The sequence below is a fragment of the Stenotrophomonas maltophilia genome, from assembly GCF_025642255.1.
In the GTDB taxonomy this organism is placed as follows: Bacteria; Pseudomonadota; Gammaproteobacteria; order Xanthomonadales; family Xanthomonadaceae; genus Stenotrophomonas; species Stenotrophomonas maltophilia_P.
Genome location: NZ_CP106759.1, coordinates 1,585,484 through 1,610,565, shown reverse-complemented (window position 1 = coordinate 1,610,565; position 25,082 = coordinate 1,585,484). Strand labels below are relative to the sequence as shown.

Here is a 25,082-nt window from a genome sequence, read left to right as displayed (position 1 = left end):
ATCAGCGCAGCGACAGCGGCGCGCTCAGGGGGGAGGTGGCGCCCTGCGCCGAGGTGACCGTGGCGGTCAGGCTGCCGGCAGCCGCAGCATCTGCCGCGGCGCCGAGCGGGAAGGTGAAACGGCCCTGCCCCTGCGCATCGGTGCGCGCCTGCACGCTGCCCAGCACCCACTCGGCCTCGCTGCCGCTGGCGGCGCGGTTACCGAACACTTCGACCTGGTAACGGCTGCCGGGCGTACCCTGGAAACGACCGATCAACTGGCGCTGCGTACCCTTGCCCTGCACGCCAGTCAGCTGCGGCGCCGCCTGGCCCAGGTTCGGCAGCGGCTGGCAGTCGGTCTGGCCGGCAGCGGAGCAGATGCGCGCACGCTTGGACGGATCATTGTCGACACCACGACCACGTGAACCGACGAAGCTGGCGTGTTCCAGGCCCGGCACGCCGAACACGATGGCGCCGCGCGGTTGGCCCTTCACGCAGGCGCCGCCCGCCTCGCAGCGCTCGATCGGCAGGCCGTTGCCGAAGATGCGGTTGGCGGTGAAGCGGTTCGGCGCACTGACCGGCTGCGGGCGCACGCCGATGCCGATGCCATTGCCGGTGATGATGTTGCCATCGACCACGTTGCCGCTGCCGGTGATGCTCAGGCCCAGCGAATTGCCGGTGAAGGTGTTGGCGGCGATGTAGTTGCGGTTGCCCCAGTTGATCTGCAGGCCATCGGAGTAATCGACGAAGCGGTTGTGTACCACGCTGTTGTCGTTGCCCCAGAGGATTTCGATGCCCTGCGACGGTTCCGGGTTGGCCTGGGTGGACTGGAACAGGTTGTCGGCCACCAGGTTCCAGGCCGCGCCACGGGTCAGCTCAAGTCCATCGCCGTTGTCGAGGAATTCATTGCGCACGATGCGGTTGTGCACGGTGGTGGTGGCAGTGGACTGCCCTGTGCCGTCGTCCCCGGTGAGCATGATGCCGGCGCCGCCCTTGTTGGCGACGATGCGGTTGTCGTGGATCTCGTTGTGGCTGGAGCGGTTGACCAGCACACCGATGCAGAAATTGCGGATCTCCAGACCGGCCAGTTCAACGCCCTGGGTATCCCGCAGGACCAGCCCCGGCAACGTGGTGGTGCGCACGTTGGTGCCCGACTGGCCCGGTTCGGCGCCCGGACAGGCGTCGGTGCCGGTGCCGGTGACGTAGGCCGAACCGTCGATGGCGACGAACTGGCCATCGCGGCCCCAGGACGTGCCGATGATCTGCACCGGCCCCTTGATCTCCGGCAGCGGCGAGGTCGGCTTGATCACATGGGGCGCGGTACCCACTGCGTCGATCTCGATGCGATAGCGACCCGGCGCGGTGTTGGCGGTGGTGATCGCCCAGCGCAGGGAGCCGGGACGGGTGTCGTCGGCGTAGCGGTCCACGCGCAGCACCTGCAGGGGCCCGCGCGGCGGTTCGGCCTGGTAGGCCAACGCCAGGGTCGGCAACTGGGCGAGCAGGAACAGAGAAACAATGGACAAGCGACGGCGCATGCGATCACTCCGCACAGGTGAAGGGAAATCCTGCGGTCTTCCCCTGCACCTGGCTTCAGCACCGGGTCGGGTGCTGCCCTCGCCCCGCCAGGGGTGGATCGCTTGGACTGCTTTGAATCTGCGGAAGTGAAATTAGGTTTATCGCACTGCACCATTCAAGTGCGGTAATCGACTACGCGTGCGAATATCGCACTGAATGGATACGACCATCGTTGTAGGGAAGGCTGCACTGGCATTTGCCAGGCGAAGCGCACGGCTGCGCCGTAGCACCGGTCAGGAACTGCAGGACAGCATCGAGCAGCCGGCGCGGTCGTCGGCCCAGGCCGGGCGCCTGCTGGCGAAATGCTCACGTCCGGCGCGTTGGGTGTACGGATCGCGCAGCACGTCCTGCAAGGCGTGTACGCCGCCCATGTCCCCTTGTTCCGCACGGTCGATCGCTTCCTGCGCCAGCCAGTTGCGCAGCACGTACAGCGGATTGGCCGCGCCCATCTTCGCCAGGCGCTCGGCGGCCGGAAGAGGATCCGCCCGCAATCGCGCGGCGTAGTCCTGCAGCCACTGCCGCAGCGGCACCTGCACGGCCTCCTGCCGCTCCCGGTCGTAGTAGACCTCAGCCAGTGCCGCCGGATCGGGCGATGCAGGATCGATCCGCATCAAGGCGCGCCAGGACAGGGTCATGTCCATGCCACCGTCCTGCAGCAGCTGCTGCCAGCGCTGGTAGAGCTGCAGATCGGCATCATCGGCAGCTGCCAGGCCAAGCTTGGCCGCCGCATCGCGACGCGTGCAGGCGGCAAAGGTGGCCTGATAGGCAGCAAGGCCCGCCTGCAACGGCGCGACGTCGGCAAACAAGGGCGACAGCGCCTGCGCAAGCCGCCCCAGATTCCAGTACGCCACCTGCGGCTGCGTTCCGAAGCGGTAGCGACGGCCCTGTGCGTCAGTGGTGTTCGGGGTCCAGTCCGGATCGAAGTCCTCGACCCAGCCATAGGGGCCATAGTCGAGAGTGAGGCCGAGCACGGAAAGGTTGTCGGTGTTCATTACCCCATGCACGAAACCGACACGCATCCAGTGCGCGATCATCTCGGCGGTGCGCACCGCGATCAGCGCGAACCAGTCACCGTACAGTGCCTCACCCCGCCCCGCCAGTTCAGGGAAATCACGGACGATGCAGGCATCCACCAGTTGCTGCAGCAGTGACGTCTCACCGCGCGAGGCCGGCAGTTCGAACGAACCGAAACGCAGGAACGAGGGCGACACACGGCATACGATCGCGCCGGGCTCGGCTCGCGGACGGCCGTCATAGAACATGTCGCGCACCACGTGCTCGCCGGTACCGACCAGCGACAGCGCACGCGTGGTCGGTACACCGAGGTGGTGCATGGCCTCACTGCACAGGAATTCACGGATCGACGAGCGCAGCACCGCGCGACCGTCGGCGCCACGGGAGTACGGGGTCGGGCCTGCACCCTTCAGCTGCAGTTCCCAGTGCCGGCCATCCGGCGCAACCAGCTCGCCCAGCGAGATCGCCCGCCCATCGCCAAGCTGGCCCGCCCAGTGACCGAACTGGTGCCCGCCGTAATTGGCGGCCCACGGCTGCATGCCCGGATACAACGCGTTGCCAGCGAATACCTGGGCAAACGTGCCGCTCGACACTTCAGCCACATCGATGCCGAGCAGAGCGGCGACCTCCGGCGACCAGGCCAGCAGGGTCGGCGCGGCGACCGGCGTCGGCATCACCGACGACCAGGCCGCCTCTCGGACTTCACGCCGACGGGGCCCGGCTTCCGGGTCGCCCGGCAGGACGGTCAGCAGACGGTTGTCGAATCGCGGGAAGGGGCTGTCCATGGCCCTGACATGGGGATGGACGCCGCCGACCTCAATCGCCGCGCAGCGCCTGCAGCGATCCGCCGTGCGCTTCAGCGCGCTGGTAGGCCGGGCGTTCACCGATGCGCTGGAGAAACGCGCGCAGCGCCGGCTTGTCGTCCAGTCCGCCTCCGCGCGCCGCTGCGGCCTGGATCGGGAAGCTCATCTGGATATCGGCCGCGGTGAAACGCTCACCCGCGAACCACGGGCTCTCGGCCAGGCGGCGCTCCATCCAGTCCAGGTGCAGGCGGCGCTGCGGGCCGACGAAGCTCTGCTCGGCCTTGTCGGCAATGCTGCGGGCAATCGGGCGCACGAAGAACGGCATCGGCGCGTTGCGGATGCGGCTCATCACCAGCGTCAGCAGCAGCGGCGGCATCGCCGAGCCTTCGGCGTAGTGCAGCCAGTAGCGATAGGCCATGCGCTCGGCACCTTCGGCCGGTATCGGCGACGGCGACACCTGCCGCTGCGTGTCGTAGCGGTCAGCCAGGTAATCAAGAATGGCGCCGGATTCGGCCAGCACCTGCTCGCCGTCCTGCAGCACCGGTGATTTCCCCAGCGGATGTACCTGGCGCAGTGCCGGCGGTGCCAGCAGCGTTCTGGGGTCGCGCGGGTAACGGCGCAGTTCGTAGTCCAGCCCCAGCTCCTCCAGCATCCACAGCACGCGCAGCGAACGGGAATTCTCGAGGTGATGGACGATGCGCATGAAAGGACTCCAGAGGGGTGCAAGCATCGTAACGCGCCTGCACGCATGCGCCTGTGGATTCGATCCGTGCCAGCTCCCGCCGACGCAACAAAAAAACGCCGGAAGCTTGCGCTTCCGGCGTTCTGGCTACCCGAGGGCAGCAGACGGATTAGACCGCCTGCACCTGGTCAGCCTGCATACCCTTCTGGCCCTGGACGGCGATGAAGGTGACCTTCTGGCCTTCCTGCAGGGTCTTGAAGCCGGTGCCCTGGATGGCGCGGAAGTGCACGAACAGGTCCGGGCCGCTTTCCGGGGTGATGAAGCCGAAGCCCTTGGCGTCGTTGAACCACTTGACGGTGCCGGTCTGACGTTCAGACATATTTACTAACTCCTGAAACACATGTTGAAAAAAATCGCAGCCACCGGGTATCGGGGCCGAGACTGAGTTGCAGGCGTTGGTAAAGCGGATCGATGAGTGGATCGTGAGATCAACTGCACCAGGCCACGATTCACGGTGACCCTAGCAAACACAGTGGGTCGCACGATACGCGTGTTTTCCCCAAAAAGCGATAGCCCCGGCATTCATCGCCACCCCGCCCCCGCTAGGCGTGGCAAGGGCTGGCAGTCGGTCGGGCCCGGATCCGGGGACCCATTCAGGTTTTTCCTACCCTACACTGGGTAAATGACTGAAGCTGAAACCCCGGCTGAACTGCCCCGTCCCCGCATCTGGGTGGACGCAGACGCCTGCCCCGTTGTCATCCGCGACATCCTGTTCCGGGCCGCCGAGCGGGTCGGCCTAGAGTTGACCCTGGTCGCCAACCAGTGGATCCGCACCCCGCCCTCGCGCTGGATCCGCTCCCTCCAGGTGCCGCAGGGCCTGGACGTGGCTGACAGCGCCATCGTCGAACGGGTCGCCGCCGGCGATCTGGTTGTCACCCAGGACATTCCATTGGCCGCGCTGGTGCTCGAACGAGGCGCGCTGGCCCTGCATCCGCGCGGGGAGCTGTTCACCGCCGACACCATCGCCCAGCGCCTGTCGGTACGCAATTTCATGGAAGAGCTGCGCGGCGCCGGCGTCCAGACCGGGGGCCCGCCTCCCCTGCATGCGCGCGACCGCCAGGCGTTCGGCAGCGCGCTGGACCGCTGGCTGGCCCGCATCCGCGTGGCGCGATGAGGCGGGGCCCGGCTCACGCCACCACTGGGCCCAGCTCCAGGCCCAGCTGACGCTGGCTGCTGAACACCCGTCGTTCCCCATTCAGGGGATCGTCGAAGGACAACGCCCGCGCCAGCAGTTGCAGCGGCGCCTGCGCCCCGCTCGCGGCCGGACGCAGCTGCGGATACAGGTCGTCTCCGATGATGGGCGCGCCCAGCGCCGCCATGTGCACGCGCAACTGGTGCTTGCGACCGGTTCTGGGCTGCAGGCGGTAGCGCCAGACCGGACCTGTCGCGTCGATCACCTCGATGCGGGTACTCGCATTCGGCTCGCCCTCCATTTCGCCCATGCGGAAGAACGGCTGTGCCGGGCCGATGCGGCTGTGGCGCTCCAACGGGAAGTCCAGCGCCGGCAGCGCCGGGGCCAGCGCTTCGTAGGTCTTGTCGATGCGGCGCTCGCGGAACAGGCGCTGGTAGGCATCGCGCGACTCCGGTCGCAGCGAGAACAGGACCAGCCCAGCGGTGAGCCGGTCCAGGCGGTGCAGCGGTGCCAGCTGCGCGTTGCCGGTCCGCGCCACCAGCCGCGCCAGCAGGGTTTCGCGGACATGGGCACCCGCCGGGGTCACCGGCAGGAAGTGCGGCTTGTCGACCACCAGCAGATGCTCGTCCTGGTAGAGGATCGTCTCGTTGAACGGAATGCGCGGCTCGTGGCTGACCTCGCGGAAATACAGGATTTCCAGCCCCACCTGCCACGGCTGGTCCGCCGCCAGCGCCCTGCCCTGCGCATCCTGTACCCGTCCGCGCGCGAACCGGTCCTGCCACTGGCTGCGGTCGATGCGCGGAAAGCGTGCGCACAGGCCGTCCAGCAGGGTCGGCCAATGGCCGGGTGGCAGCTGCAGCCGGCTGGGCAGGGTCATCGCGTCCGCTCCGGCGGCAACAGGAACCGCAAGCGTGCCACCGTTGACGCGCGGCAGACACCCTGGCCACGGACACCCCTGCAGCAAACCTCTATCATTGTCCTCTTTAGTCGACGGATCCCCCATGGCCCTCACCGCCACCATCCGCAAGGCCGAGTTGCAGATCAGCGACATGGATCGCGGCTACTACGCGACCCACAACCTGACCCTGGCCCAGCATCCGTCGGAAACCGACGAGCGCCTGATGGTGCGCCTGCTCACCTTCGCCCTCAACGCCGACGACCGCCTGGAATTCGGCCGGGGCCTGAGTACGGATGACGAGCCGGACCTGTGGCAGCACGACTACACCGGCGACATCCTGCAGTGGATCGACCTCGGCCACCCCGATGAATCCCGTATCCGCAAGGCCAGCAATCGCAGCCGCCAGGTGCAGGTGGTCAACTACGGCGGCAATGCGTCCGACATCTGGTGGGGCAAGCAGGGCAAGGGCCTGGCGCGCTTCGACAACCTGTCGGTGATCGACCTCGATGGCACCTTCGTCGAGCAGTGGGGCCAGCAGATCCAGCGTGCCATGCGCTTCAGCGTGCTGATCCAGGACGGCGAGGTGCAGATCCTCAACGACCAGATCCAGCTCGACATCATCCCCACCTGGCGCAAGCGCGCCAAGGCATGAGTACGACGCGCTGCGACGTCGTGGTGATCGGTGCCGGTGCCGCCGGCCTGATGACCGCGATCACCGCCGGCCGGCGCGGCCGCCAGGTGCAGGTGATCGATCACGCCAACAAGATCGGCAAGAAGATCCTGATGTCCGGCGGTGGCCGCTGCAACTTCACCAACACCGGCACCACCCCGGCCAACTTCCTGTCGGCCAATCCGCACTTCTGCAAATCGGCGCTGGCCCGGTATACGCCTTGGCACTTCATCGAGATGGTCGAGCGCCATGCCATCGCCTATCACGAGAAGGAGCTGGGGCAGCTGTTCTGCGACGTTTCGTCCAAGCAGATCGTGAAGATGCTGGTGGACGAGTGCCAGGCAGCGGGTGCGCACATCCGTACCCACTGCAGCGTCGAGCGCATCGAGCACGGGACGGATGGCTTCCGTGTGCACACCACGCAGGGGATGTTCCACTGCGCCTCGCTGGTGGTCGCCACAGGTGGCCTGTCCATCCCCAGCCTGGGCGCAACCGGCTTCGGCTACGAGATTGCACGCCAGTTCGGGCATGCCGTGCTGCCGACCCGCGCCGGACTCGTGCCGCTGACCCTCAGTGGCAGGCACCAGGAGCGCCTGGCCGACCTGAGCGGTGTCGCCCTGCCGATCGAGGCGCGCTGCAACGGCATGCAGTTCCAGAATTCCATGTTGCTCACCCATCGTGGCGTCAGCGGCCCGGCGATCCTGCAGATCTCCTCCTTCTGGCAACCCGGCGATGCACTGGAACTGGATCTGCTGCCCGGCCAGGATGCCGGCCAGTGGCTGCGACGGATGAAACAGGAGCGGCCAGCCGCCGAACTGCGCACGGTGCTGGCCGAGGTCCTGCCCAAGCGCCTGGCCCAGCGCCTGTGCGAACACTGGCTGCCGGACCGCCCGGTACGGCAGCTGGATGAGCCCCAGCTGCGCCAGGCTGCGCAGCTGCTGGGTGCGTTCCCGCTGGTGGCCAGTGGCACCGAAGGCTACCGCACCGCCGAGGTCACGCTGGGCGGCGTGGACACCGCCGACGTTTCGTCCTCCACGATGGAATCCAAGCGCGTGCCGGGCCTGCATTTCGTCGGCGAAGTGCTGGACGTCACCGGCTGGCTTGGCGGCTACAACTTCCAGTGGGCCTGGGCCAGCGGCCACGCCGCCGGCAGCGTGGTGTGAACCGCATCGCCGTTCGGGGTGCGGGATGCCTGCACGCATGGACGGCTCGCCGAGCATCGTGTATCAAGATCCGCAGATTGGGGAGCAGTGCATGCAGAACGCGAACGACATCACCATCCGCCTGCTGATCGTCGACGACAGCGGCGAGAATGCGGAAGCCATCGTCAGCACGCTGCGCAACAGCGGCATCGCCGTGCGCCCCTGGCGCCCGCAGGATTCGGCCGAGCTGTCGCAGGTGCTGGCCAACCAGGCCATCGATCTGGTGCTGGCCTCGCCCTCGCAGGGCATCCCGCTGCCGCTGGTGGCCCAGCACATCGCGGCCAGTGGCAAGGACATTCCGCTGGTGCTGCTGGCCGAGCGCATCGACGAAGATGAGCTGGTCCAGGCCAGCAGCCATGGCATCCGCGCCCTTGCCCTGCGCCAACGGCCGGAGCATCTGCTGGCGGTGGTCCGCGACCAGTGGGTCGACCTGCAGGCGCGCCGCGGGCTGCGCCGCATCGAGGCACAGATGCGCGAGACCGAGCGCCGTTGCGACGCGCTGATTGCCTCCTCCCGCGAACCCATCGCCTATGTGCACGAAGGCATGCACATCCGCGCCAACGATGCCTATCTGGACATGTTCGGCTACGAGCATTTCGACGACATCGAGGGCATCTCGCTGCTGGACATGGTGGCCGCCCAGCATGTTGATGACTTCAAGCAGCTGCTGAAGAGCCTCAGCCGCGGCGAAGCGCCACCACCGCAGTACCAGCTCGATGCACGCCACCAGGATGGCAGTGCGTTTCCGGCAACGATGGAATTCACCGCAGCCACCTATGAGGGCGAATCCTGCCTGCAGGTCGTGTTCCGCCGCCGGATCGAGTTCGACCCGGAACTGGCCCGAGAGGTCGAGGATCTTCGCCAGCGCGACCAGGTGACCGGCCTGCTGAACCGGCCGACCTTCATGCTGCAGGTCGAAAGTGCGGTCGCCCAGGCTGGCCGCAGCGAGGGCCAGTTCGGCCTGCTGCTGGTCGAGCCCGACCACTATGCGCGGCTGATGCCGGACATCGGGCTGGCCTCGGCCGATACCCTCATCGGCGCGCTGGCCTCCCTGCTGGCCGATGTCGTGGGGGAGGACGCGCAGCTGGCGCGCTTCGGCGAACACAGCTTCGCCGTGCTGCAGGCCGGCCCCTATGCGCAGACCGTGGCACTGGCCGAACGCATCCGTGAGGCATATGCCGCCCATGTGTTCAGCATCGGCGCGCGTTCGGCCACGGTCACCGTGAGCATCGGCGGTGTCCAGGTCGGCGAGAAGATCGCCAGTATCGGCCAGGTCCTGGCGCGTGCCAGCGAGTGCACGCAGGCGGCCGCCGAGCTGGGCAACACCTGTCGCATCTTCGATCCGGCCGCGGTCGATCGGGTCGAGGAAGAACGTGTGCAGCGATGGGTCGGCCGCATCCGCGAAGCCCTGGACGGCGACGGCTTCCAGCTGCATTACCAGCCGGTCCTGAACCTGCAGGGCGAGCCACTGGAGCTGTACGAAGCCTATCTGCGACTGGAGCACAACGGTGAACTGCTCAGTCCCACCGCTTTCCTTGGCATCGCCGAGGAACACGGGCTGCTGGCCGAGATCAACCGCTGGGTGGTGTCCAAGGCCATCACGGTGCTGGGGCAGCGCGCGCGCGAAGGCAGCGCCACCCAGATGCTGGTGAAGGTCACCCCCGAATCGTTCGACGACCCGCAGATGATTGCCACCCTGCGTGGTGAACTGAAGGCGCACGGGGTTCCGGGCGAGCGCCTGTGGCTGCATGCGCCGGAAGCGAAGGTGTTCACCCACCTGCGCAGCGCCCAGCAGTTCCTGGCCGACGTGGCCCCGCTGGGCTGCCGCATCGGCCTGGAACAGTTCGGGTCCGGCCTGGATTCGTTCCAGCTGCTGGCCCACTTCCAGCCGCAGTTCCTCAAGCTGGACCGTGGATTCACCAGCGACCTGGCGGCGACCCGCGAGAACATCGACCGCATCAGCCAGATCACGGCGCGCGCGCAGGAGGCCGGTATCCGCACCATCGCCGAGTTCGTCAGCGATGCCAACTCCATGACGCTGCTGTTCAGTGCAGGCGTGGACTACGTGCAGGGCGACTTCGTCGGTCCGGCGCTGCCGACGATGAGTTTCGACTTCGGGTGATCCCGCATCGCGGGGCATGGCCCGGCGCTACCAAGGGGCGCCGGGGTAACGCCGGCCCATGCACGACGAGCCTGCTAGCGCCGGGCCATGCCCGGCGAGCACAGCGGCGCGCCCTATGTGAAAAGGCCGGCTTTCGCCGGCCTTTTCGATCAGGTCATATCGACCAGATTGTTGATCTTCACATCCGGATCGACGTCGGCCTCGTAGTCGACGCCTTCAACGCCGAAACCGAACAGGCGCAGGAAGTCCGCCTTGTAGCCGGCCAGGTCGCTGATCTCGTACAGGTTTTCGTTGGTCACTTGCGGCCACAGCGCAACCACCTTGCCCTGCACGTCTGCCGCCATTTCCTTGTAGTCGGCACGCAGGCGGCCTTCTTCATCGACCAGCGCGACGGTATGGCCATCGCCATCGACCAGATCGTGACGCAGGCGGTCGATCGCCACGCCGTCGGCCTTGCCGCCGTAGAGGATGTCGTAGAGCACGTCCAGCTGCTCGATGCAGCCTTCGTGGGTGCCCTTTTCCTTCATCACCTTGAACAGCAGCGACAGGTACAGCGGCATTGTCGGAATGGCCGAGCTCGCCTGGGTGACCACGGCCTTGAGCACCGACACGCGGGCATCACCGCCGATCTTCGCCAGCTTCTCGCGCAGGCCCAGCACCTTGGTGTCGAGATCCTTCTTGGCAGCGCCGATCGAGCCATTCCAGTAGATGGCCTGGGTGATTTCTTCGCCAACGTAGGTGAAGGCGGTGGTGGTGCAGCCATTGGCCAGCACGCCGGCATCGGCCAGCGCGTCGATCCACATCTGCCAGTCTTCACCGCCCATCACTGCGACGGTCCCTGCGATTTCCTCCGGCGTCGCCGGCTGCAAAGTGGTCTCGGTGATCACTTCCTTGTCGGTATCCAGGCCACGCAGCGTGATCGGCTCACCGATCGGCTTCAGCGTGGAACTGATCACTTCACCGGTCTTTGGGTGCTTGCGGCGCGGCGCAGCCAGGCTGTAGACGACCTGGTCGACCTGGCCGAGATCGGCCTTGATCATCTCGATGGTGCGCGCCTTCACTTCATCCGAGAACGCATCACCATTGATGCTCTTGGCATACAGGCCCGCCTCATCGGCATAGCGGTGGAACGCCGCCGAGTTGTACCAGCCCGCCGTGCCCGGCTTGGTCTCGCTACCGGGACGCTCGAAGAACACGCCCAGGGTCGCCGCACCGCTGCCGAACGCGGCAGTGATGCGGGCGGCCAGGCCGTAGCCGGTCGAGGCGCCGATCACCAGCACGCGCTTGGGACCGTTCTGGATCGGCGGGCGGGCGCGGATGTAGTCGATCTGCTGCTTGACGGCGGCGTCGCAGCCGGTCGGATGGGTGGTGACGCAGATGAAGCCGCGGACGCGCGGTTTGATGACCATGGATACCTCGGGTTGGCAGATGCGGCGCGCGGGGCGCTCAGCAGGAATCGGAGGGCGCGCCTGCGCGCGCGAACCGCAGGATCGTAGTGCGCGAGAGCCGAATGCACAACCGACGCTGCCGTAGGGTGGTGTTTGTTTTGCAGGGTTGCACCCTGCACCTGCCGAATCAACGTCAACGTCAACGTCAGAAGCGAGCTATCTGCGGGATGGCGGGGCAGGTCCGGTTGCGGGGGACGCCGCAAGTACGTCCATGTAGGCTCGGTCGCGCCATCCATGGCGCTCACGCCCCCGCAACCGGACCCACCCCGCCTTCGACAGTCTTCCGCGTTCTGTCGGAACCGCATTCTGCTCTGGTGGGTGTCGACCTTGGTCGACACGATTGAATTCATTCGAAATCTGACAGATGTGTCGACCAAGATCGACACCTACCGACAGCCGCGTGAACGTGTCGAAGGTGGGGCGGTGTCGGAGTGTGGGGTGTCAGCCGCATGGATGCGGCTGCCAAGCCCCCATGGACGGGTTTACGGCGTCCCCGCACTCCGACACCGCCCCGCCATCCCGCGGAATGCCCGCTGTTGATGTTGATGCTGATGTTGCTCTTGCCTCGGCGGGTGCCGGGTGCAACCCGGCCAACAAAAAAAACCCCGCTTGCGCGGGGTTCTCTGTGCGTTGCGTGCAGCGCGAACGCTTACGGACGGCGGGCCAGAGCCTCGATGTCCTTGGCCTTCGGCAGCAAATCCTGCTTGCTCACGCGCAGGAAGCCGATCGTGAGCATCGGCACCGCGACCAGGATCGACGACATGACCACGATCACCGCACCGATCATGTGCGTTTCGGCCAGGCCTTCCATCGAGCTGCCACCGTACAGGTACAGGGCCAGTGCGGACAGGAAGAACATCACCGCGGTGATCACCGTACGCGACAGCGTCTGGTTGATCGAACGGTTCAGCACTTCCATCGGTTCCACGCGCAGGCTGCGGAAGTTCTCGCGGACGCGGTCGAACACCACGATGATGTCGTTGATCGCAAAGCCCATCACCGACAGCAGGCCGGCCAGCACAGTCAGGTCGAACTCGCGGCCCAGCAGGGACACGTAAGCCACCGTCACGATCAGGTCGAACATGGCCACGATGCTGGCGGTGACCGCGAACTTCCATTCAAAGCGGACGGCGATGTAGATCAGGAAGCCGGCCAGCATGAAGATGGTGGCGTACAGGCCGTTCATCGCCAGATCCTTGCCGATCTGCGGGCCGACGAACTCATTGCGCAGCACCGTCGCCTGGTTGTCGGCCGAGGACAGCGCCTTGACCACGGCCGCCGCGGTGGCCTTGTCCTCGGCGGCGGAATCGCCGGTACCCGGGGCATGCTCACCGTGCGGCGCCAGGCGGATCAGCAGGTCGGTACTGCCACCGACGCTCTGCACCTGGGCGCCGTCGAAGCCGCTCTGCTCGAGCTTGGTGCGGACCTGCTCGACGTCCACCGGGCGTTCGAAGCGGGCCTCGATCAGGGTGCCACCGGTGAAGTCCAGGGCATAGTTGAAGCCCTTGAAGCCGATGATGGCGATCGATGCCAGGAACACGATGATCGTGACGACCATGGCGACATGGCGCCACCGCATGAAATCGATCTTGGTGTCGTTCGGGAGGATGTGCAGCGGAAACAGTTTCATGTGCGTGTCGTCCCGTCAGATGGCCACGTTCTGGAGCTTCTTGCGGCGGCCGTAGATCAGCGTCGCCAGCGCACGCGACACGGTGATCGCGGTGAACATGGAGGCGAAAATACCGATGATCATGGTCAGCGCGAAGCCCTTCAGCGGACCGGTACCGAATGCGAACAGTGCCACGCCGACGATCAGGCCGGTCAGGTTGGCGTCGAGGATGGTGCCGGAAGCGCGCTCGTAACCGGTCACGATCGCGGTCTTGCCCGGAACACCGGCCCGCAGCTCTTCACGGATACGCTCGTTGATCAGCACGTTGGCGTCGACCGACAGGCCGACCGACAGCGCCAGGCCGGCAAAGCCCGGCAGGGTCATGGTCGCGCCGAACAACGACATCACTGCCACCACGATCAGCAGGTTGAACAGCATCGCCACCGACGTGATGATGCCGAACATGCGGTAGTAGATGCTGAAGAACACCAGGGTGAACAGGAAGGCGAAGACCACGGCGCGCATGCCGTTCTTGACGTTCTCGGCACCCAGGCTCGGGCCGACCACGCGCTCTTCGACGAAGTCCATCGGCGCGGCCAGCGAGCCGGACTTCAGCAGCTTGGCCAGGTCTTCGGCTTCCTTCTTCTGCAGGCCGGTGGTCTGGAAGTTCTTGCCGAACACGCCATTGATGTTGGCCACCGAGATCACTTCCTCGTTGACCTTGAAGCCGCGCACTTCCTGGCCGTCGACCACGGTCACGGTCGGCACGCGTTCGGTGTACACCACCGCCATCGGCTTGTTCACGTTGGCGCTGGTGAAGTCGAACATGCGCTGGCCACCGACGTTGTTCAGCGTCACGCTGACCGCCGGGGCACCGCTGTTGGCGTCGGTCACCGCCTGCGCAGCCACCATCTGGTCGCCGGTGACGATCACGCGCTTGTTCAGCAGGATCGGGCCGCGGCCGTCACGCTGCTGGTAGACCTTGGCTTCCGGCGGGATGCGGCCGGCGTTGATGGCGTCCTGGGCGTTGCCCTCGACCACCGCACGGTATTCCAGGGTGGCGGTCGCACCGATCATGCGCTTGGCTTCGGCCGTGTCCTGCACGCCGGGCAGCTGCACCACGACGCGGTCGGCGCCCTGGCGCTGGATGATCGGCTCGGCCACGCCCAGCTGGTTCACGCGGTTGCGCAGGGTATTGATGTTCTGCTCGATGGCGCCGTTGGCGATCTGCGAGATCTCGGCCTCCGGCACGGTCACCGTGATGCGGCTGCCGCTGACGTCGTAACCGAGGGTCGGCTGCGCCTTGAGCAGGGCCGTGCGGGCGCGCTGCGCGGCGTCGTCACCGGCGGACGGGCTCAGGTTGGCCACGATGCTGTTGTCGGCGCGACGCTCGACCGACTGGTACGGAATGCGCGCGTCGCGCAGGGTGCTGCGCACGTCTTCGGTATAGGCATCCAGGCGCTTGTCCAGCGCTGCTTTCTGGTCCACCTGCAGCACGAAGTGCACGCCGCCCTGCAGGTCCAGGCCGAGCGTCATCGGGCGACCGCCAAGATTGGCCAGCCAGTCCGGAACGGTGGATGCCAGGTTCAGCGCGACCGTGTAGTTCTCACCCACGCTGTCGCGCAGCAGGTCGCTTGCCGCGGCCTGGGTCTTGAGGTCCGGCAGGCGGACGATCAGGCTCTCGCCTTCCTTCTCGGCGCCGAGGCTGGCGATGCCGGCCTTCTTCAGGTCAGCCACCACGCGGTCGCGGAGGGCGTCGTCGACCTGTCCGCCACGGTTGGCGGTGATCTGGACGGCCGCGTCCTTCTGGTAGATGTTGGGCAGCGCATACAGCGTACTGAGCGCAAGTACGATCAGGATGACGACGTACTTCCAGCGTGGAAATTCGAGCATTGCTTGGGTCCCGCGCGGCGCCATCCCCGGCGCCGCGGTTGTGCATCGGAAAGGGAGTGGCTTACTGGGCCGACTTCAGGGTACCGGCCGGCAGCACGTTGCCGACAGCGCCCTTCTGCACGCGGATGCGCACGTTCTCGGCCACTTCCAGGGTGACGAAGTTGTCGCCGATGTCAGTGACCACGCCGGCGATGCCACCGTTGGTCAGCACTTCGTCGCCACGCTTGATCTTCTCCAGCATGGCCTTGTGCTCCTTCTGCCGCTTCATCTGCGGGCGGATCATCAGGAAGTACATGATGGCGATCAGGATGATCGGGAACAGCAGCGTGGTCAGGCCCATGCCCTGCGGTTGGCCACCGGCGGCCTGGGCGTGGGCGGCGGGAATCAGGAAGGCAAGCAGGTTCATCTTTGGTCCTTTGGTTGGGCGGCGCTCCGGCCCTTTCACGGGCGCGGGGTGTCGACCGCGGATCTGGGTCAGCCTTGAAGTATGCCATGGCCCCGGACGTTCGTCCCCGGGCCGTTCGACAGGGGGGCGCCGGGTTACAGCGGCGGCGGAACCGCTCCGCGTGCCGCATAGAAGGACTCGCGGAAGGCCTGGAAGGTTCCCGCCTCGATCGCCGCCCGGATGTCGGCCATCAGCTTCTCGTAGTAGAACAGGTTGTGCAGGGTGCCCAGCATCGGCGCCAGCATCTCGTTGCAGCGGTCCAGGTGGCGCAGGTACGAGCGGGTGTAGCCGCCGGTACAGGCCACGCAGCCGCAGCCCGGTTCGATCGGGTCCATGTCCCGCGCATACTGCGAATTGCGGATGCGGACGGTACCGAACGAGGTGAAGTAATGCCCGTTGCGCGCGTTGCGGGTCGGCATCACGCAGTCGAACATGTCCACGCCGCGTGCGACACCCTCGACCAGGTCTTCCGGCCGGCCCACGCCCATCAGGTAGCGCGGGCGGTCGCCCGGCAGCTCCGGATCCAGGTGGTCGAGCATGGCGTTGCGCTCATGCTCCGGCTCGCCCACGGCCAGGCCACCGATGGCATAGCCATCGAAGCCGATCGCCTGCAGGGCCTCGGCCGAGCGGCTGCGCAGGTCGGTATGCACCCCACCCTGGACGATCCCGAACAGGGCCGCATCGTTGCCGAGCTCGTCATGCGCGTTGCGGCTGCGCTGGGCCCAGCGCAGGCTCAGCTCCATCGACCGGCGGGCGACGTCCTCGGTGGCCGGGTACGGGGTGCACTCGTCGAAGATCATCACCACGTCCGAATCGAGCACCTTCTGGATCTTCATGCTCTCTTCCGGGCCGAGGAACACCCGGGCCCCGTCGGTCGGCGAAGCGAAGGTCACGCCCTGTTCGGTGATCTTGCGGCGGTGGGCCAGCGAGAACACCTGGAAACCGCCGGAATCGGTCAGGATCGGGCCGTCCCAGCGGCAGAAGCCATGCAGTCCGCCGTGGTCGGCGATGATGTCCAGGCCCGGACGCAGGTACAGATGGAAGGTGTTGCCAAGGATGATCTCGGCACCCAGCGCGCGCACCTGGTCCGGCAGGATGCCCTTGACCGAGCCATAGGTTCCCACGGGCATGAAAGCCGGCGTTTCCACCGTGCCGCGCGGGAAGGTCAGGCGGCCGCGACGGGCACGGCCGTCGCGGGTCTTGAGCTGGAACTGCAGTCGGGACATGGAGCGGTCGTTCAGGCAAATAGTTGCCTATTGTCTCCCAAGAAGGCGTGCGCACCAAGGTGCGCACCCACAAGGGTCCCTGCCCTCCCGGCGCGCCCTACCCTGCCTGCGGGAACAGCAGCATCGCGTCGCCGTAACTGAAGAAGCGATAGCGCTGCTGGATCGCGTGCTGATAGGCCTCGAACACCCGCTCCTTGCCGGCAAAGGCCGAAATCATCATCAACAGGGTGCTTTCCGGCAGATGGAAATTGGTCACCATCGCGTCAACGCTGCGGATCCGATAGCCCGGGGTGATGAAGATCTGCGTCTCGCCGGCGAACGGCAACAGCTCGCCGTCACGCATCGCACTTTCCAGCGCGCGCACCACGGTGGTGCCGACACCGATCACGCGCCCGCCCGCAGCGCGGGTCCGACGCACCTGCTGCACCAGCTCGGCGCCCACGTTCAGCCACTCGCGGTGCATCACGTGGTCCTTCAGGTCATCGGCTCGCACCGGCTGGAAGGTGCCTGCCCCCACGTGCAGGGTGACGTGGCCGAACTCCACGCCCTTGTCCTTCAGCGCGGCCAACAGCGGTTCATCGAAATGCAGGCCGGCGGTCGGTGCCGCCACCGCTCCCACCTCCCGCGCGAACACGGTCTGGTAGCGCTCGCGGTCGTCCACGCCCGGCTCGCGCTGGATGTAGGGGGGCAGCGGCAGGCGTCCGGCGTGCAGCAGCCACTGCTCCAGTGACTCGGGCACATGGAACTGCAGCACATAGAACTCGCCGTCGCGGCCCAGCACTTCGGCTTCGCCACCGGCATCGAGCGCGATGCGGCTGCCGGCCTTGGGCGACTTGCTGGCGCCGACCTGGGCACGCGCCTGCTGGCCGCCGAGCAGGCGCTCGATCAGGATCTCGACCCGCCCACCGCTGGCCTTCTGACCGAACAGGCGCGCCGGGATCACGCGCGTATCGTTGAATACCAGCAGGTCACCCGGCTGCAGCAGCGAGGGCAGATCACGCACCTGCAGGTCGGTGAAGGCGGCAGGGGCCGGAGGCACCAGCAGCAGGCGGCTGGCGGAACGTTCAGCCAGCGGCGCCTGCGCGATCAGTTCAGCCGGCAGGTCGTAGTGGAAATCGGACTTCTTCAAGGCAGTGGGCGGCAACAGGTCGACAATGGCGCGCATTGTACGGCCAGCGTCTGCGAGCCGGCGTGGTCCGCGGCGAACGTCGCGCAAAATGCTGCTATGCAACAGGTTTCTGCGGGGTTATCGCGCAAAAAAACAAGTGCTAGCATCGAGATGGAAGTCCGCTGCACGAGGCCGCCCAGCGCGCGTGATGACGCGCGTTTTGCTTTTTGATGGCCCGTGCGCCCCATTGTTTCAGGAGATCTGCAATGAGCTTCATCGAACGCCTCGCCCCCCTGCGCAGCCAGCCCGGCACCCGCCTCACCACCGGCCTGGACGACGCCACCCTGACCACCCTGTCCGTCCGCCATCCGCAGCTGGTGGCCGCGGTCGAGGCCGCCGCCGCGGAGTTCGCCCGTGTGCAGGGCGAACTGGGGCCGTTGCTGGCGCAGGACGAACAGGCGCAGATCGATGCCATGCAGGACGGGTTCGTCAATTTCTACGCCGACGACGCCGTTACGCCCTATGTGGCGCTGGCCGCGCGCGGCCCGTGGGTGGTCACCCTCAAGGGGGCGGTGCTGTATGACGCTGGCGGCTACGGCATGCTCGGCTTCGGTCATACCCCCGACACGGTGCTGGAGGCGATGGCCCGACCGCAGGTGATGGCCAACATCATGACCCCCAGCCTGTCACAGCAGCGCTTCATCACCGCCCTTCGCGCCGAGATCGGCCACCGTCGTGGCGGCTGCCCGTTCGCCCGTTTCATGTGCCTGAACTCCGGCTCGGAAGCGGTCGGGCTGGCCGCACGCATCGCCGACGTCAACGCCAAGCTGCAGACCGACCCGGGTGCGCGCCACGCCGGCGCCGCGATCAAGCGTGTGGTGGTCAAGGGCAGCTTCCATGGCCGCACCGACCGGCCGGCGCTGTACTCCGATTCCAGCCGCAAGAGCTACATGCAGCATCTGGCCAGCTACCGTGGCGAGGATTCGGTGATCACCGTGGCGCCGTACGACGAAGCCGGCCTGCGCGCGGTGTTCGAGGACGCCGCCCGCAACAGGTGGTTCATCGAGGCGGTGTTCCTGGAGCCGGTCATGGGCGAAGGCGATCCGGGCCGCTCGGTGCCGCCGTCGTTCTATGCCCTGGCCCGCGAATTGACCCGCGCGCACGGCAGCCTGCTGCTGCTCGATTCGATCCAGGCCGGCCTGCGCGCGCACGGCGTGCTGTCGGTGGTTGACTACCCGGGCTTCGAAGGCCTGGATCCGCCGGACATGGAAACCTACTCGAAGGCCCTGAACGCGGCCCAGTACCCGCTGTCGGTGCTGGCGGTGACCGAGCATGCCGCACAGCTGTACCGCAAGGGCATCTACGGCAACACCATGACCAGCAACCCGCGTGCGCTGGACGTGGCCTGCGCGACGCTGGCACAGCTGACCCCGCAGGTGCGCGCCAACATCGCCGAGCGCGGCGCCGAAGCCGTGCGCAAGCTGGAACAGCTCAAGGGCGAGCTTGGCGGGCTGATCACCAAGGTGCAGGGTACCGGCCTGCTGTTCTCGTGCGAGCTGGCGCCGCAGTTCAAGTGCTACGGCAGTGGTTCCACCGAAGAATGGCTGCGCCGGCATGGCATCAATGTGATCCATGGCGGCGAAAACTCGCTGCGCTTCACGCCCCACTTCGGCATGGACAGCGAAGAGCTGGATCTGCTGGTGGGCATGGTCGGCCGCGCCCTGCGTGAAGGCCCGCGACGCGAGCAGGCTGCGGCGGCGTAAGCCCCCGCTTTTTGTAGAGCCGAAGGCAGCGGCAGGAGCCGCTGCCAACGTCGCTGGCGACGGCCCGAAGGGTGCCGGTCAGGACGACCGGCATAGCCCATGCTCGGCTAGGGCATTGCCGCGATCTGAACGAAGAGCAGCCGAGCATGGCTCGGCTCTACAGAAGGCCTCTCAAGGCCTCATAATCCTTGGACACCCCGTCCCTGACCGCCCTGCGGTCGGCGACGGGGCGTTTTCGTTTCCGGCCAAGAGACAGGAAGATCCATGAAATCGATCTGTGTGTACTGTGGTTCCAACGCTGGCAGCAAGCCGGCCTATACCGAACGCGCCATTGCACTGGGCGACCGCATCGCCCGCGACGGCCTGCGCCTGGTGTATGGCGGCGGCAACGTCGGTCTGATGGGAACCGTGGCCAATGCCGTGCTCGCGGCCGGCGGCGAGGTCACCGGCGTGATTCCCCGCCAGCTGGCCGACTGGGAAGTGGCCCATCGTGGCCTGACCGAGCTGGAGATCGTCGGCTCGATGCACGAACGCAAGTCGCGCATGTTCGACCTGGCCGACGGCTTCGTCGCCCTGCCCGGCGGCTTCGGCACCATGGAGGAGATCTTCGAGATGCTGACCTGGCGCCAGCTGGGCATCGGCAACAAGCCCTGTGCATTCCTGGACGTGGACGGCTTCTACGCGCCGCTGATCGGCATGATCGATCGCATGGTGGATGAGCGCTTCCTGCACCCGGACCAGCGCCAGGACCTGTGGTACGGCTCGGACATCGAGCAGATGCTGGAGTGGATGAAGAACTACCAGCCGGCACAGGCCTCCAAGTGGATCGACGAGAAGCGCCGCGCCGCCCTGCGTTGATCGTCCGCCGCGTGGCGTCTCAGGGCGCCACGTCGGCCCAGGGAGCCGGTCGCCCCAGCAGGTAGCCCTGGCCGTAATCGCAGCCCAGTTCGCGCAGTGTCTGCCGCTGGGCTTCGGTTTCGATGCCTTCGCCGATGGTTTCGATGCCCAGCGTGCGCGCCAGCGACAGCACGCCCTGTACCAGCGCGCGGGTGCTCTGCACTTCCGGTCCATGCAGGCCGGCAATGAAGCTCTGGTCGATCTTCAGCGTGCTGATCGGGAAGCGGTGCAGGTACGACAACGCCGAGAAGCCGGTGCCGAAGTCGTCCAGCTGCACCTGGATGCCGCGCTCGCGCAGTCCCTGCAGGATATGCAGCGTGTGCGGGCCGTCATCCAGCAGCGCGACCTCGGTGATCTCCAGGCGCAACCGGCGCGGATCGGCCCCGCAGGCGTCGAGCAGGCCGAACAGGCGCGCACTGAAACCGGCCGAACGGAAATGCCGCGGCGACACGTTCACCGACACATAGCCCTGCCCGCCCGCGGCCAGGCCGGCGATGACCTGTTCGTAGATCAGCCAGTCGACCTGTTCGATCAACCCGCTCTCCTCTCCCAGCTCCAGGAACGCGCCCGGCAACAGCAGGCCACGCCGTTCGTGCTGCCAGCGCAGCAGCGCTTCGTGGCCCACCACTTCCCCGTCGGACAGGCGCACGATCGGCTGGTAGAACGGCACGAAATCCCGGTTGTTGATCGCCCGCCGCAGATCGGCTTCCAGATCGAGGCTGCGCATGGCCTGCTCGCGCATGTCCTCGTCGAAGATCGCACAGCGATCATGCCCCTGCGCCTTGGCCCGGTACATGGCGGCGTCGGCATCGCGCAGCAGCTCTTCTCCGGTCCGGTAACGCGGATTCCACAGCGCGATGCCGAGGCTGCCGGACGGGAACAGCTCGCGCCCGGCGATCCACATCGACTCCTGCAATGCCAACAGCAGGCGCTGACCGAAATCCAGGGCCTGCGCCAGGCCCAGCGGGCACTGCAGCAGCACCGCGAACTCATCACCGCCCAGGCGCGCCACCACGTCGTCGGGGCCCGCCATCGACACGATGCGCTTGGCCACTTCCACCAGCATGTGATCGCCGGCCGCGTGGCCGATGCTGTCGTTGACCAGCTTGAAACGGTCCAGATCCAGGAACAGCACCGCGAACACCGGACCGTCCTCCTGCCTGGCCAGTACCAGCGCATCCTGCAGCCGGTCCAGCAGGTGCAGGCGGTTGGGCAACCCGGTCAGCGCGTCGTGCATGGCCTGGTGGGTCAGCCGCTGCTCGGCACGCAGGCGCTCGCCGATCTGGCCCAACAGCTTTTCGTTGACCTCAGCCAGTTCGCGCGTGCGTTCGTCCACGCGCTTCTCCAGTTCGGCATGCGCCGAACGCAGGCGCTGCTGGTCGCGCTGGCGGGCCAGTCCGGTGCCGATGTTCTGCGCGACGAAGGTCAGCAAGCGCTGGTCGTGGATGCTGAAGGCACGCTGCTCGCTGTAGCTCTGCACCACGATCGCGCCAACCACTTCGTCATCCCGCAGCAGCGGCACGCCCAGCCAGCACAGCGAGCGCGCGCCGGACTCGCGCACCTCGCCACTGGCGCGCAGCGAGTCGATCTGCGCGCGGGACGCCAACAGCGGCTGGCGGTTGCGCACCACGTATTCGGTCAGGCCACGACTGAACGCACGGGAGGCGCGGCTGGCGTGGCGTTCATCCACCGAGTAGACGAAATCCAGCCCATCACCCGCCTCGTTGACCAGCGCGATGTAGAAATTGCGCGCGTCGAGCAGTCGGCCGACCACCCCATGCACCTGGCCGTAGAACTGCTCCAGGCTCTCGGCGGACATCGCCATCTCTGCAATGTCGTACAGCGCGATCTGCAGCTGCTCGGCACGACGACGCTCTGCCACTTCGTCCTGCAGGCTGTGGTTGGCGCGTTGCAGTTCCTGCGTGCGCAGTTCCACCTGCTGCTCGAGCCGCACCTGGGCCTGGCGCCGGTCCATCGCGGTCTGTACGTGCTGGGCAACGAAACCCAGCAGTGCACGCTCGGCCTCGCCATAGCGGTCTGCCTGCTCGTAGCTCTGCACCACGATGGCACCGCACACCCGGCCATCGCGCAGCATCGGCACACCCAGCCAGTCCAGGCTTTCGGGGCCGCGAAGCGGGTCATGCTCCTGCCCGACCTCGCGGGCCAACAGTTCCCGCGAAGGTCCGCTCAGGGGCCTGCCATGGTGCAGCAACGCCACCGTCAGGCTGCGCGGCATTCCACTGGCGTCGAAGCTCTGCGCCGGATCGGCGACGAAATCATCCACCTGGTCGGCGAAGTACAGGAACCTGATCTGGTCGTGCAGGTCATCGTATTCGACGATGTAACAGTTTTCCGCGTACATCAGCGTGCCCAGCACGTCGTGCACGCGGCGCAGCATCTGCCCCATCTCCAGGTCGGCGCCGGCAAGATCGGCAATCTGGAACAGCGCCTGCTGCAGCCGCTCGGCCTCTTCCAGCGCCTTGATCTGTCCCGCCTGGCGGCCCCGCTGCAGGGCCAGTTCCATGGCCTGCCGCGCCAGACCCCACCATGCGGACGAAGGCGCCGCGCCTTCCACCACCAGGTACAGGCGGGCACCATCATGATCCCAACCGTGGCGGCCATCGCCGGCAGCCGGTGCCCCGCTGTCGGCCGCGACCGGGGGTATCGGCCAGATGGCGTCACCGCGCCCCAGCTGGGGATCGTCCCAGCCGACCCGGACCACCGCCGATTCCGGCAGCAGCGCATGCAGCGCGCGCACGAGTTCCGTACTCAGCACGGCCTCGTGTGATGGCGTTTGCGCAGGTTCAGCGTGCGTGGACAAATGACAATCTCTTGGCGCCGTCTGTGCGTCGCCTCCCCTGAGCCGCCGAGCATAGCGCGCCACCGGGGGGGCAATGGAAGCCCGGCAACCCCGAATCGTGCGCCCGTTCGTTATTCCTGGCGTCCGCACCCCGTTCCGAGCCATGAACCTCGCCCTGTCCGCCCCCGCACCCCGCTATGCGCCATCGTCGGCAGGCCTTAACCTGTACCGCGTGGACGCCAGCGCCCTGCCAACCGATGAAGCCTTGATGCTCGCCTGGGCCGGCGGCGACCTGCACGCGTTCGAGAGCCTGTATGCGCGCCATCGCAAGCGCCTGTTCGGCTTCCTGCTGCGCCAGCTGCGCGATACCGCCCTGGCCGAGGAGATCTTCCAGGACGTCTGGCAACGGGTCATCAGCGCACGGTCCGGCTGGCAGCCGGATGCCGCCTTCAGCACCTGGCTGTTCCGCATCGCGCACAACCGGCTCAACGATCACTGGCGCGCCGCACGCCACCGCCCGGCGGCGCCGGCCGATGCCGAGCTGCGTCTGGCCGCGCTGGAAGACGGGCAGACCCCGGAAGCAGAGCTTTCAGAATTCGAGCAACGTCGCCGCATCCAGCGCGCGATGGAAGAACTGCCGCTGGAGCAGCGCGAAGTGCTGCAGCTGCGGCTGGATCAGGAACTGAGCCTGGAGGAGATCGGCCAGATCACCGGCGTAGGCCGGGAAACCGTGAAATCGCGGCTGCGCTATGCGATGGACAAGCTGCGTGCGGGACTGAACGCATGAACCGAGACGAACCCCTGACGCCTGAAGAGCGCGAGCTGGCGCGCCTGCTCGGCCGTCGTGTCGAACAGGCGCCTCCGGCGGCGCTGGATGCCACGATCCTGGCGGCCGCCCGTGCGGCGGTGCAGGCGCCACCGGCCGACGCGCCCGGTGCGGGCAGCGTGCGTGCACGGCGGCCGCGCCGGCACTGGCCTGCGGTGTTCGGCGTTGCTGCATCGATGGTATTCGCCATCGGAATCGCCTGGCAGCTGCGCCCGGAACCGCCCGCGGTCCCGGCGCACGATGCACAGATCACTGCGCCGCGCGTCGCCGACGAGGTCGCTGCCGAAGTGGCCGCGCAGCCTGCCGAGGGCCCTACCCGGCCTTCCCCTGCCGAGCCGGCCATCGCAAGTGCGCCGCCGGCACCACCGGCACCACCGGCGCCGGTCGCGGCACCCAGGCCCGCCGCGCCGGCCCGATCCTCCGCACCGCAGACACCGGCACCGACGGTGGCGGCACGAGCGAAAGCGGCGGCTCAGGCCACCGAGCGCGCCGCCGCCGACACCGCAGCTCCGCCGCCGGCTGCGGAACCTCCGGCCGCTGTGGCCTATTCGGCACCGCTGCCTGCTGCGGCGCCTGCGCCGCCGTCGCTGGAAGCGCGCGACGCCGATGCCCCCCTGTCCGGCGCGATGGAGGCCGCCCCGGCCAGCGCGGGACAGCGCGGTGACACCACGACGCTCAAGCGGGCCGCACCGCTCCGCAGTGCACCAGGCGTGATGCGTCGCGGCAGCGATGCCGCGCTCAGCGCTACGGCCGTGCAGGCCGAAGTGGCCGCCGACGCCCAGCTGCCCCGCCGGCAGTGGCTGCAGAAGATCCGCGAACGTCGCGACGAAGGCCAGCGCGACATCGCCCGTGCCAGCCTCGAGCGCTACGTGCAGCAGTATCCGGAGTCGCGGCTGCCACGCGACCTGCGTCCTCTGCTGGACGACTGAAG

20 protein-coding genes are annotated in these 25,082 nt (G+C 67.1%); 8 read left to right on the top strand and 12 right to left on the bottom strand.

Annotated elements, in window-relative coordinates:
• Position 1: 1 nt before the first annotated feature.
• From N8888_RS07525 to N8888_RS07510, 4 genes are all read right to left on the bottom strand, one after another.
• Positions 2-1,513 carry a NosD domain-containing protein gene (locus N8888_RS07525; RefSeq protein WP_263177933.1) on the bottom strand — a complete coding sequence of 504 codons (1,512 nt, stop codon included), beginning with the start codon at positions 1,511-1,513 and terminating at the stop codon, positions 2-4.
• Between the two features lie 273 nt (positions 1,514-1,786).
• Positions 1,787-3,352 (bottom strand): protein adenylyltransferase SelO, encoded by a 1,566-nt coding sequence (locus tag N8888_RS07520; RefSeq protein WP_263177932.1) that lies wholly within the window; start codon positions 3,350-3,352, stop codon positions 1,787-1,789.
• Positions 3,353-3,383: 31 nt separating this feature from the next.
• Entirely contained in the window at positions 3,384-4,073 is a 690-nt protein-coding gene (locus tag N8888_RS07515) for a glutathione S-transferase (protein ID WP_263177931.1), read from the bottom strand.
• 148 nt (positions 4,074-4,221) lie between these two features.
• On the bottom strand, positions 4,222-4,431 hold the full coding sequence (locus tag N8888_RS07510) for a cold-shock protein (RefSeq protein WP_005416210.1): 210 nt from the start codon (positions 4,429-4,431) through the stop codon (positions 4,222-4,224).
• A gap of 303 nt (positions 4,432-4,734) precedes the next feature.
• Here N8888_RS07510 and N8888_RS07505 point away from each other — a divergent pair, with 303 nt between their 5' ends.
• Positions 4,735-5,226 (top strand): YaiI/YqxD family protein, encoded by a 492-nt coding sequence (locus N8888_RS07505; RefSeq protein ID WP_053517778.1) that lies wholly within the window; start codon positions 4,735-4,737, stop codon positions 5,224-5,226.
• Positions 5,227-5,239: 13 nt separating this feature from the next.
• On the opposite strand, the gene N8888_RS07500 is transcribed toward N8888_RS07505, so the two are convergent.
• On the bottom strand, positions 5,240-6,121 hold the full coding sequence (locus tag N8888_RS07500; RefSeq protein WP_111185618.1) for a pseudouridine synthase: 882 nt from the start codon (positions 6,119-6,121) through the stop codon (positions 5,240-5,242).
• A gap of 124 nt (positions 6,122-6,245) precedes the next feature.
• On the opposite strand from N8888_RS07500, the gene N8888_RS07495 reads away from it, so the two are divergent.
• From N8888_RS07495 to N8888_RS07485, 3 genes are all read left to right on the top strand, one after another.
• Positions 6,246-6,794, top strand: coding sequence for a YaeQ family protein (locus tag N8888_RS07495; protein ID WP_053517781.1), 549 nt, complete (start codon positions 6,246-6,248; stop codon positions 6,792-6,794).
• The gene (locus N8888_RS07490; protein ID WP_111185616.1) at positions 6,791-7,975 is read left to right on the top strand and encodes a BaiN/RdsA family NAD(P)/FAD-dependent oxidoreductase; all 1,185 of its coding nucleotides are present in this window, start codon (positions 6,791-6,793) and stop codon (positions 7,973-7,975) included. Before N8888_RS07495 ends, N8888_RS07490 begins: the two co-directional genes overlap by 4 nt.
• A gap of 91 nt (positions 7,976-8,066) precedes the next feature.
• Positions 8,067-10,136, top strand: coding sequence for an EAL domain-containing response regulator (locus tag N8888_RS07485; protein WP_065181393.1), 2,070 nt, complete (start codon positions 8,067-8,069; stop codon positions 10,134-10,136).
• 149 nt (positions 10,137-10,285) lie between these two features.
• Here the strand turns inward: N8888_RS07485 and fabV are convergent, their stop codons facing one another.
• The 6 genes from fabV to queA all read right to left on the bottom strand — a co-directional run bounded on the left by fabV (position 10,286) and on the right by queA (position 17,922).
• On the bottom strand, positions 10,286-11,545 hold the full coding sequence (gene fabV, locus N8888_RS07480) for an enoyl-ACP reductase FabV (protein WP_053520465.1): 1,260 nt from the start codon (positions 11,543-11,545) through the stop codon (positions 10,286-10,288).
• A 688-nt stretch (positions 11,546-12,233) separates the two neighbouring features.
• Positions 12,234-13,214, bottom strand: a complete 981-nt coding sequence (secF, locus tag N8888_RS07475) for a protein translocase subunit SecF (protein ID WP_053519778.1) — start codon at positions 13,212-13,214, stop codon at positions 12,234-12,236.
• Between the two features lie 15 nt (positions 13,215-13,229).
• The gene (gene secD / locus N8888_RS07470) at positions 13,230-15,086 is read right to left on the bottom strand and encodes a protein translocase subunit SecD (protein ID WP_053519779.1); all 1,857 of its coding nucleotides are present in this window, start codon (positions 15,084-15,086) and stop codon (positions 13,230-13,232) included.
• A gap of 61 nt (positions 15,087-15,147) precedes the next feature.
• Entirely contained in the window at positions 15,148-15,492 is a 345-nt protein-coding gene (yajC, locus tag N8888_RS07465; protein ID WP_053519780.1) for a preprotein translocase subunit YajC, read from the bottom strand.
• Positions 15,493-15,626: 134 nt separating this feature from the next.
• The gene (gene tgt, locus N8888_RS07460; protein WP_065181313.1) at positions 15,627-16,757 is read right to left on the bottom strand and encodes a tRNA guanosine(34) transglycosylase Tgt; all 1,131 of its coding nucleotides are present in this window, start codon (positions 16,755-16,757) and stop codon (positions 15,627-15,629) included.
• 97 nt (positions 16,758-16,854) lie between these two features.
• On the bottom strand, positions 16,855-17,922 hold the full coding sequence (gene queA, locus N8888_RS07455; RefSeq protein ID WP_111185614.1) for a tRNA preQ1(34) S-adenosylmethionine ribosyltransferase-isomerase QueA: 1,068 nt from the start codon (positions 17,920-17,922) through the stop codon (positions 16,855-16,857).
• Between the two features lie 209 nt (positions 17,923-18,131).
• Here queA and N8888_RS07450 point away from each other — a divergent pair, with 209 nt between their 5' ends.
• A complete protein-coding gene (locus tag N8888_RS07450; protein WP_065181311.1) occupies positions 18,132-19,628 on the top strand; it encodes an aminotransferase class III-fold pyridoxal phosphate-dependent enzyme in 1,497 nt (498 codons plus the stop codon).
• 264 nt (positions 19,629-19,892) lie between these two features.
• Positions 19,893-20,486 (top strand): LOG family protein, encoded by a 594-nt coding sequence (locus tag N8888_RS07445; protein ID WP_065175031.1) that lies wholly within the window; start codon positions 19,893-19,895, stop codon positions 20,484-20,486.
• A gap of 19 nt (positions 20,487-20,505) precedes the next feature.
• Here N8888_RS07445 and N8888_RS07440 read toward each other — a convergent pair whose 3' ends face one another.
• On the bottom strand, positions 20,506-23,346 hold the full coding sequence (locus N8888_RS07440) for a bifunctional diguanylate cyclase/phosphodiesterase (RefSeq protein WP_263177930.1): 2,841 nt from the start codon (positions 23,344-23,346) through the stop codon (positions 20,506-20,508).
• 247 nt (positions 23,347-23,593) lie between these two features.
• On the opposite strand from N8888_RS07440, the gene N8888_RS07435 reads away from it, so the two are divergent.
• Together N8888_RS07435 and N8888_RS07430 are read left to right on the top strand one after the other, a co-directional pair.
• A complete protein-coding gene (locus tag N8888_RS07435; protein ID WP_229765872.1) occupies positions 23,594-24,112 on the top strand; it encodes an RNA polymerase sigma factor in 519 nt (172 codons plus the stop codon).
• Positions 24,109-25,080, top strand: coding sequence for a hypothetical protein (locus tag N8888_RS07430; protein WP_263177929.1), 972 nt, complete (start codon positions 24,109-24,111; stop codon positions 25,078-25,080). The genes N8888_RS07435 and N8888_RS07430 overlap by 4 nt, the downstream gene beginning before the upstream one ends.
• Positions 25,081-25,082: the final 2 nt, after the last annotated feature.

Bases quoted from the DNA above. Each gene is read 5' to 3' on its own strand.
- N8888_RS07525 (WP_263177933.1), bottom strand. From the start codon at position 1,513: ATGCGCCGTCGCTTGTCCATTGTTTCTCTGTTCCTGCTCGCCCAGTTG.
- N8888_RS07520 (WP_263177932.1), bottom strand. From the start codon at position 3,352: ATGGACAGCCCCTTCCCGCGATTCGACAACCGTCTGCTGACCGTCCTG.
- N8888_RS07515 (WP_263177931.1), bottom strand. From the start codon at position 4,073: ATGCGCATCGTCCATCACCTCGAGAATTCCCGTTCGCTGCGCGTGCTG.
- N8888_RS07510 (WP_005416210.1), bottom strand. From the start codon at position 4,431: ATGTCTGAACGTCAGACCGGCACCGTCAAGTGGTTCAACGACGCCAAG.
- N8888_RS07505 (WP_053517778.1), top strand. From the start codon at position 4,735: ATGACTGAAGCTGAAACCCCGGCTGAACTGCCCCGTCCCCGCATCTGG.
- N8888_RS07500 (WP_111185618.1), bottom strand. From the start codon at position 6,121: ATGACCCTGCCCAGCCGGCTGCAGCTGCCACCCGGCCATTGGCCGACC.
- N8888_RS07495 (WP_053517781.1), top strand. From the start codon at position 6,246: ATGGCCCTCACCGCCACCATCCGCAAGGCCGAGTTGCAGATCAGCGAC.
- N8888_RS07490 (WP_111185616.1), top strand. From the start codon at position 6,791: ATGAGTACGACGCGCTGCGACGTCGTGGTGATCGGTGCCGGTGCCGCC.
- N8888_RS07485 (WP_065181393.1), top strand. From the start codon at position 8,067: ATGCAGAACGCGAACGACATCACCATCCGCCTGCTGATCGTCGACGAC.
- fabV (WP_053520465.1), bottom strand. From the start codon at position 11,545: ATGGTCATCAAACCGCGCGTCCGCGGCTTCATCTGCGTCACCACCCAT.
- secF (WP_053519778.1), bottom strand. From the start codon at position 13,214: ATGAAACTGTTTCCGCTGCACATCCTCCCGAACGACACCAAGATCGAT.
- secD (WP_053519779.1), bottom strand. From the start codon at position 15,086: ATGCTCGAATTTCCACGCTGGAAGTACGTCGTCATCCTGATCGTACTT.
- yajC (WP_053519780.1), bottom strand. From the start codon at position 15,492: ATGAACCTGCTTGCCTTCCTGATTCCCGCCGCCCACGCCCAGGCCGCC.
- tgt (WP_065181313.1), bottom strand. From the start codon at position 16,757: ATGTCCCGACTGCAGTTCCAGCTCAAGACCCGCGACGGCCGTGCCCGT.
- queA (WP_111185614.1), bottom strand. From the start codon at position 17,922: ATGCGCGCCATTGTCGACCTGTTGCCGCCCACTGCCTTGAAGAAGTCC.
- N8888_RS07450 (WP_065181311.1), top strand. From the start codon at position 18,132: ATGAGCTTCATCGAACGCCTCGCCCCCCTGCGCAGCCAGCCCGGCACC.
- N8888_RS07445 (WP_065175031.1), top strand. From the start codon at position 19,893: ATGAAATCGATCTGTGTGTACTGTGGTTCCAACGCTGGCAGCAAGCCG.
- N8888_RS07435 (WP_229765872.1), top strand. From the start codon at position 23,594: ATGCTCGCCTGGGCCGGCGGCGACCTGCACGCGTTCGAGAGCCTGTAT.
- N8888_RS07430 (WP_263177929.1), top strand. From the start codon at position 24,109: ATGAACCGAGACGAACCCCTGACGCCTGAAGAGCGCGAGCTGGCGCGC.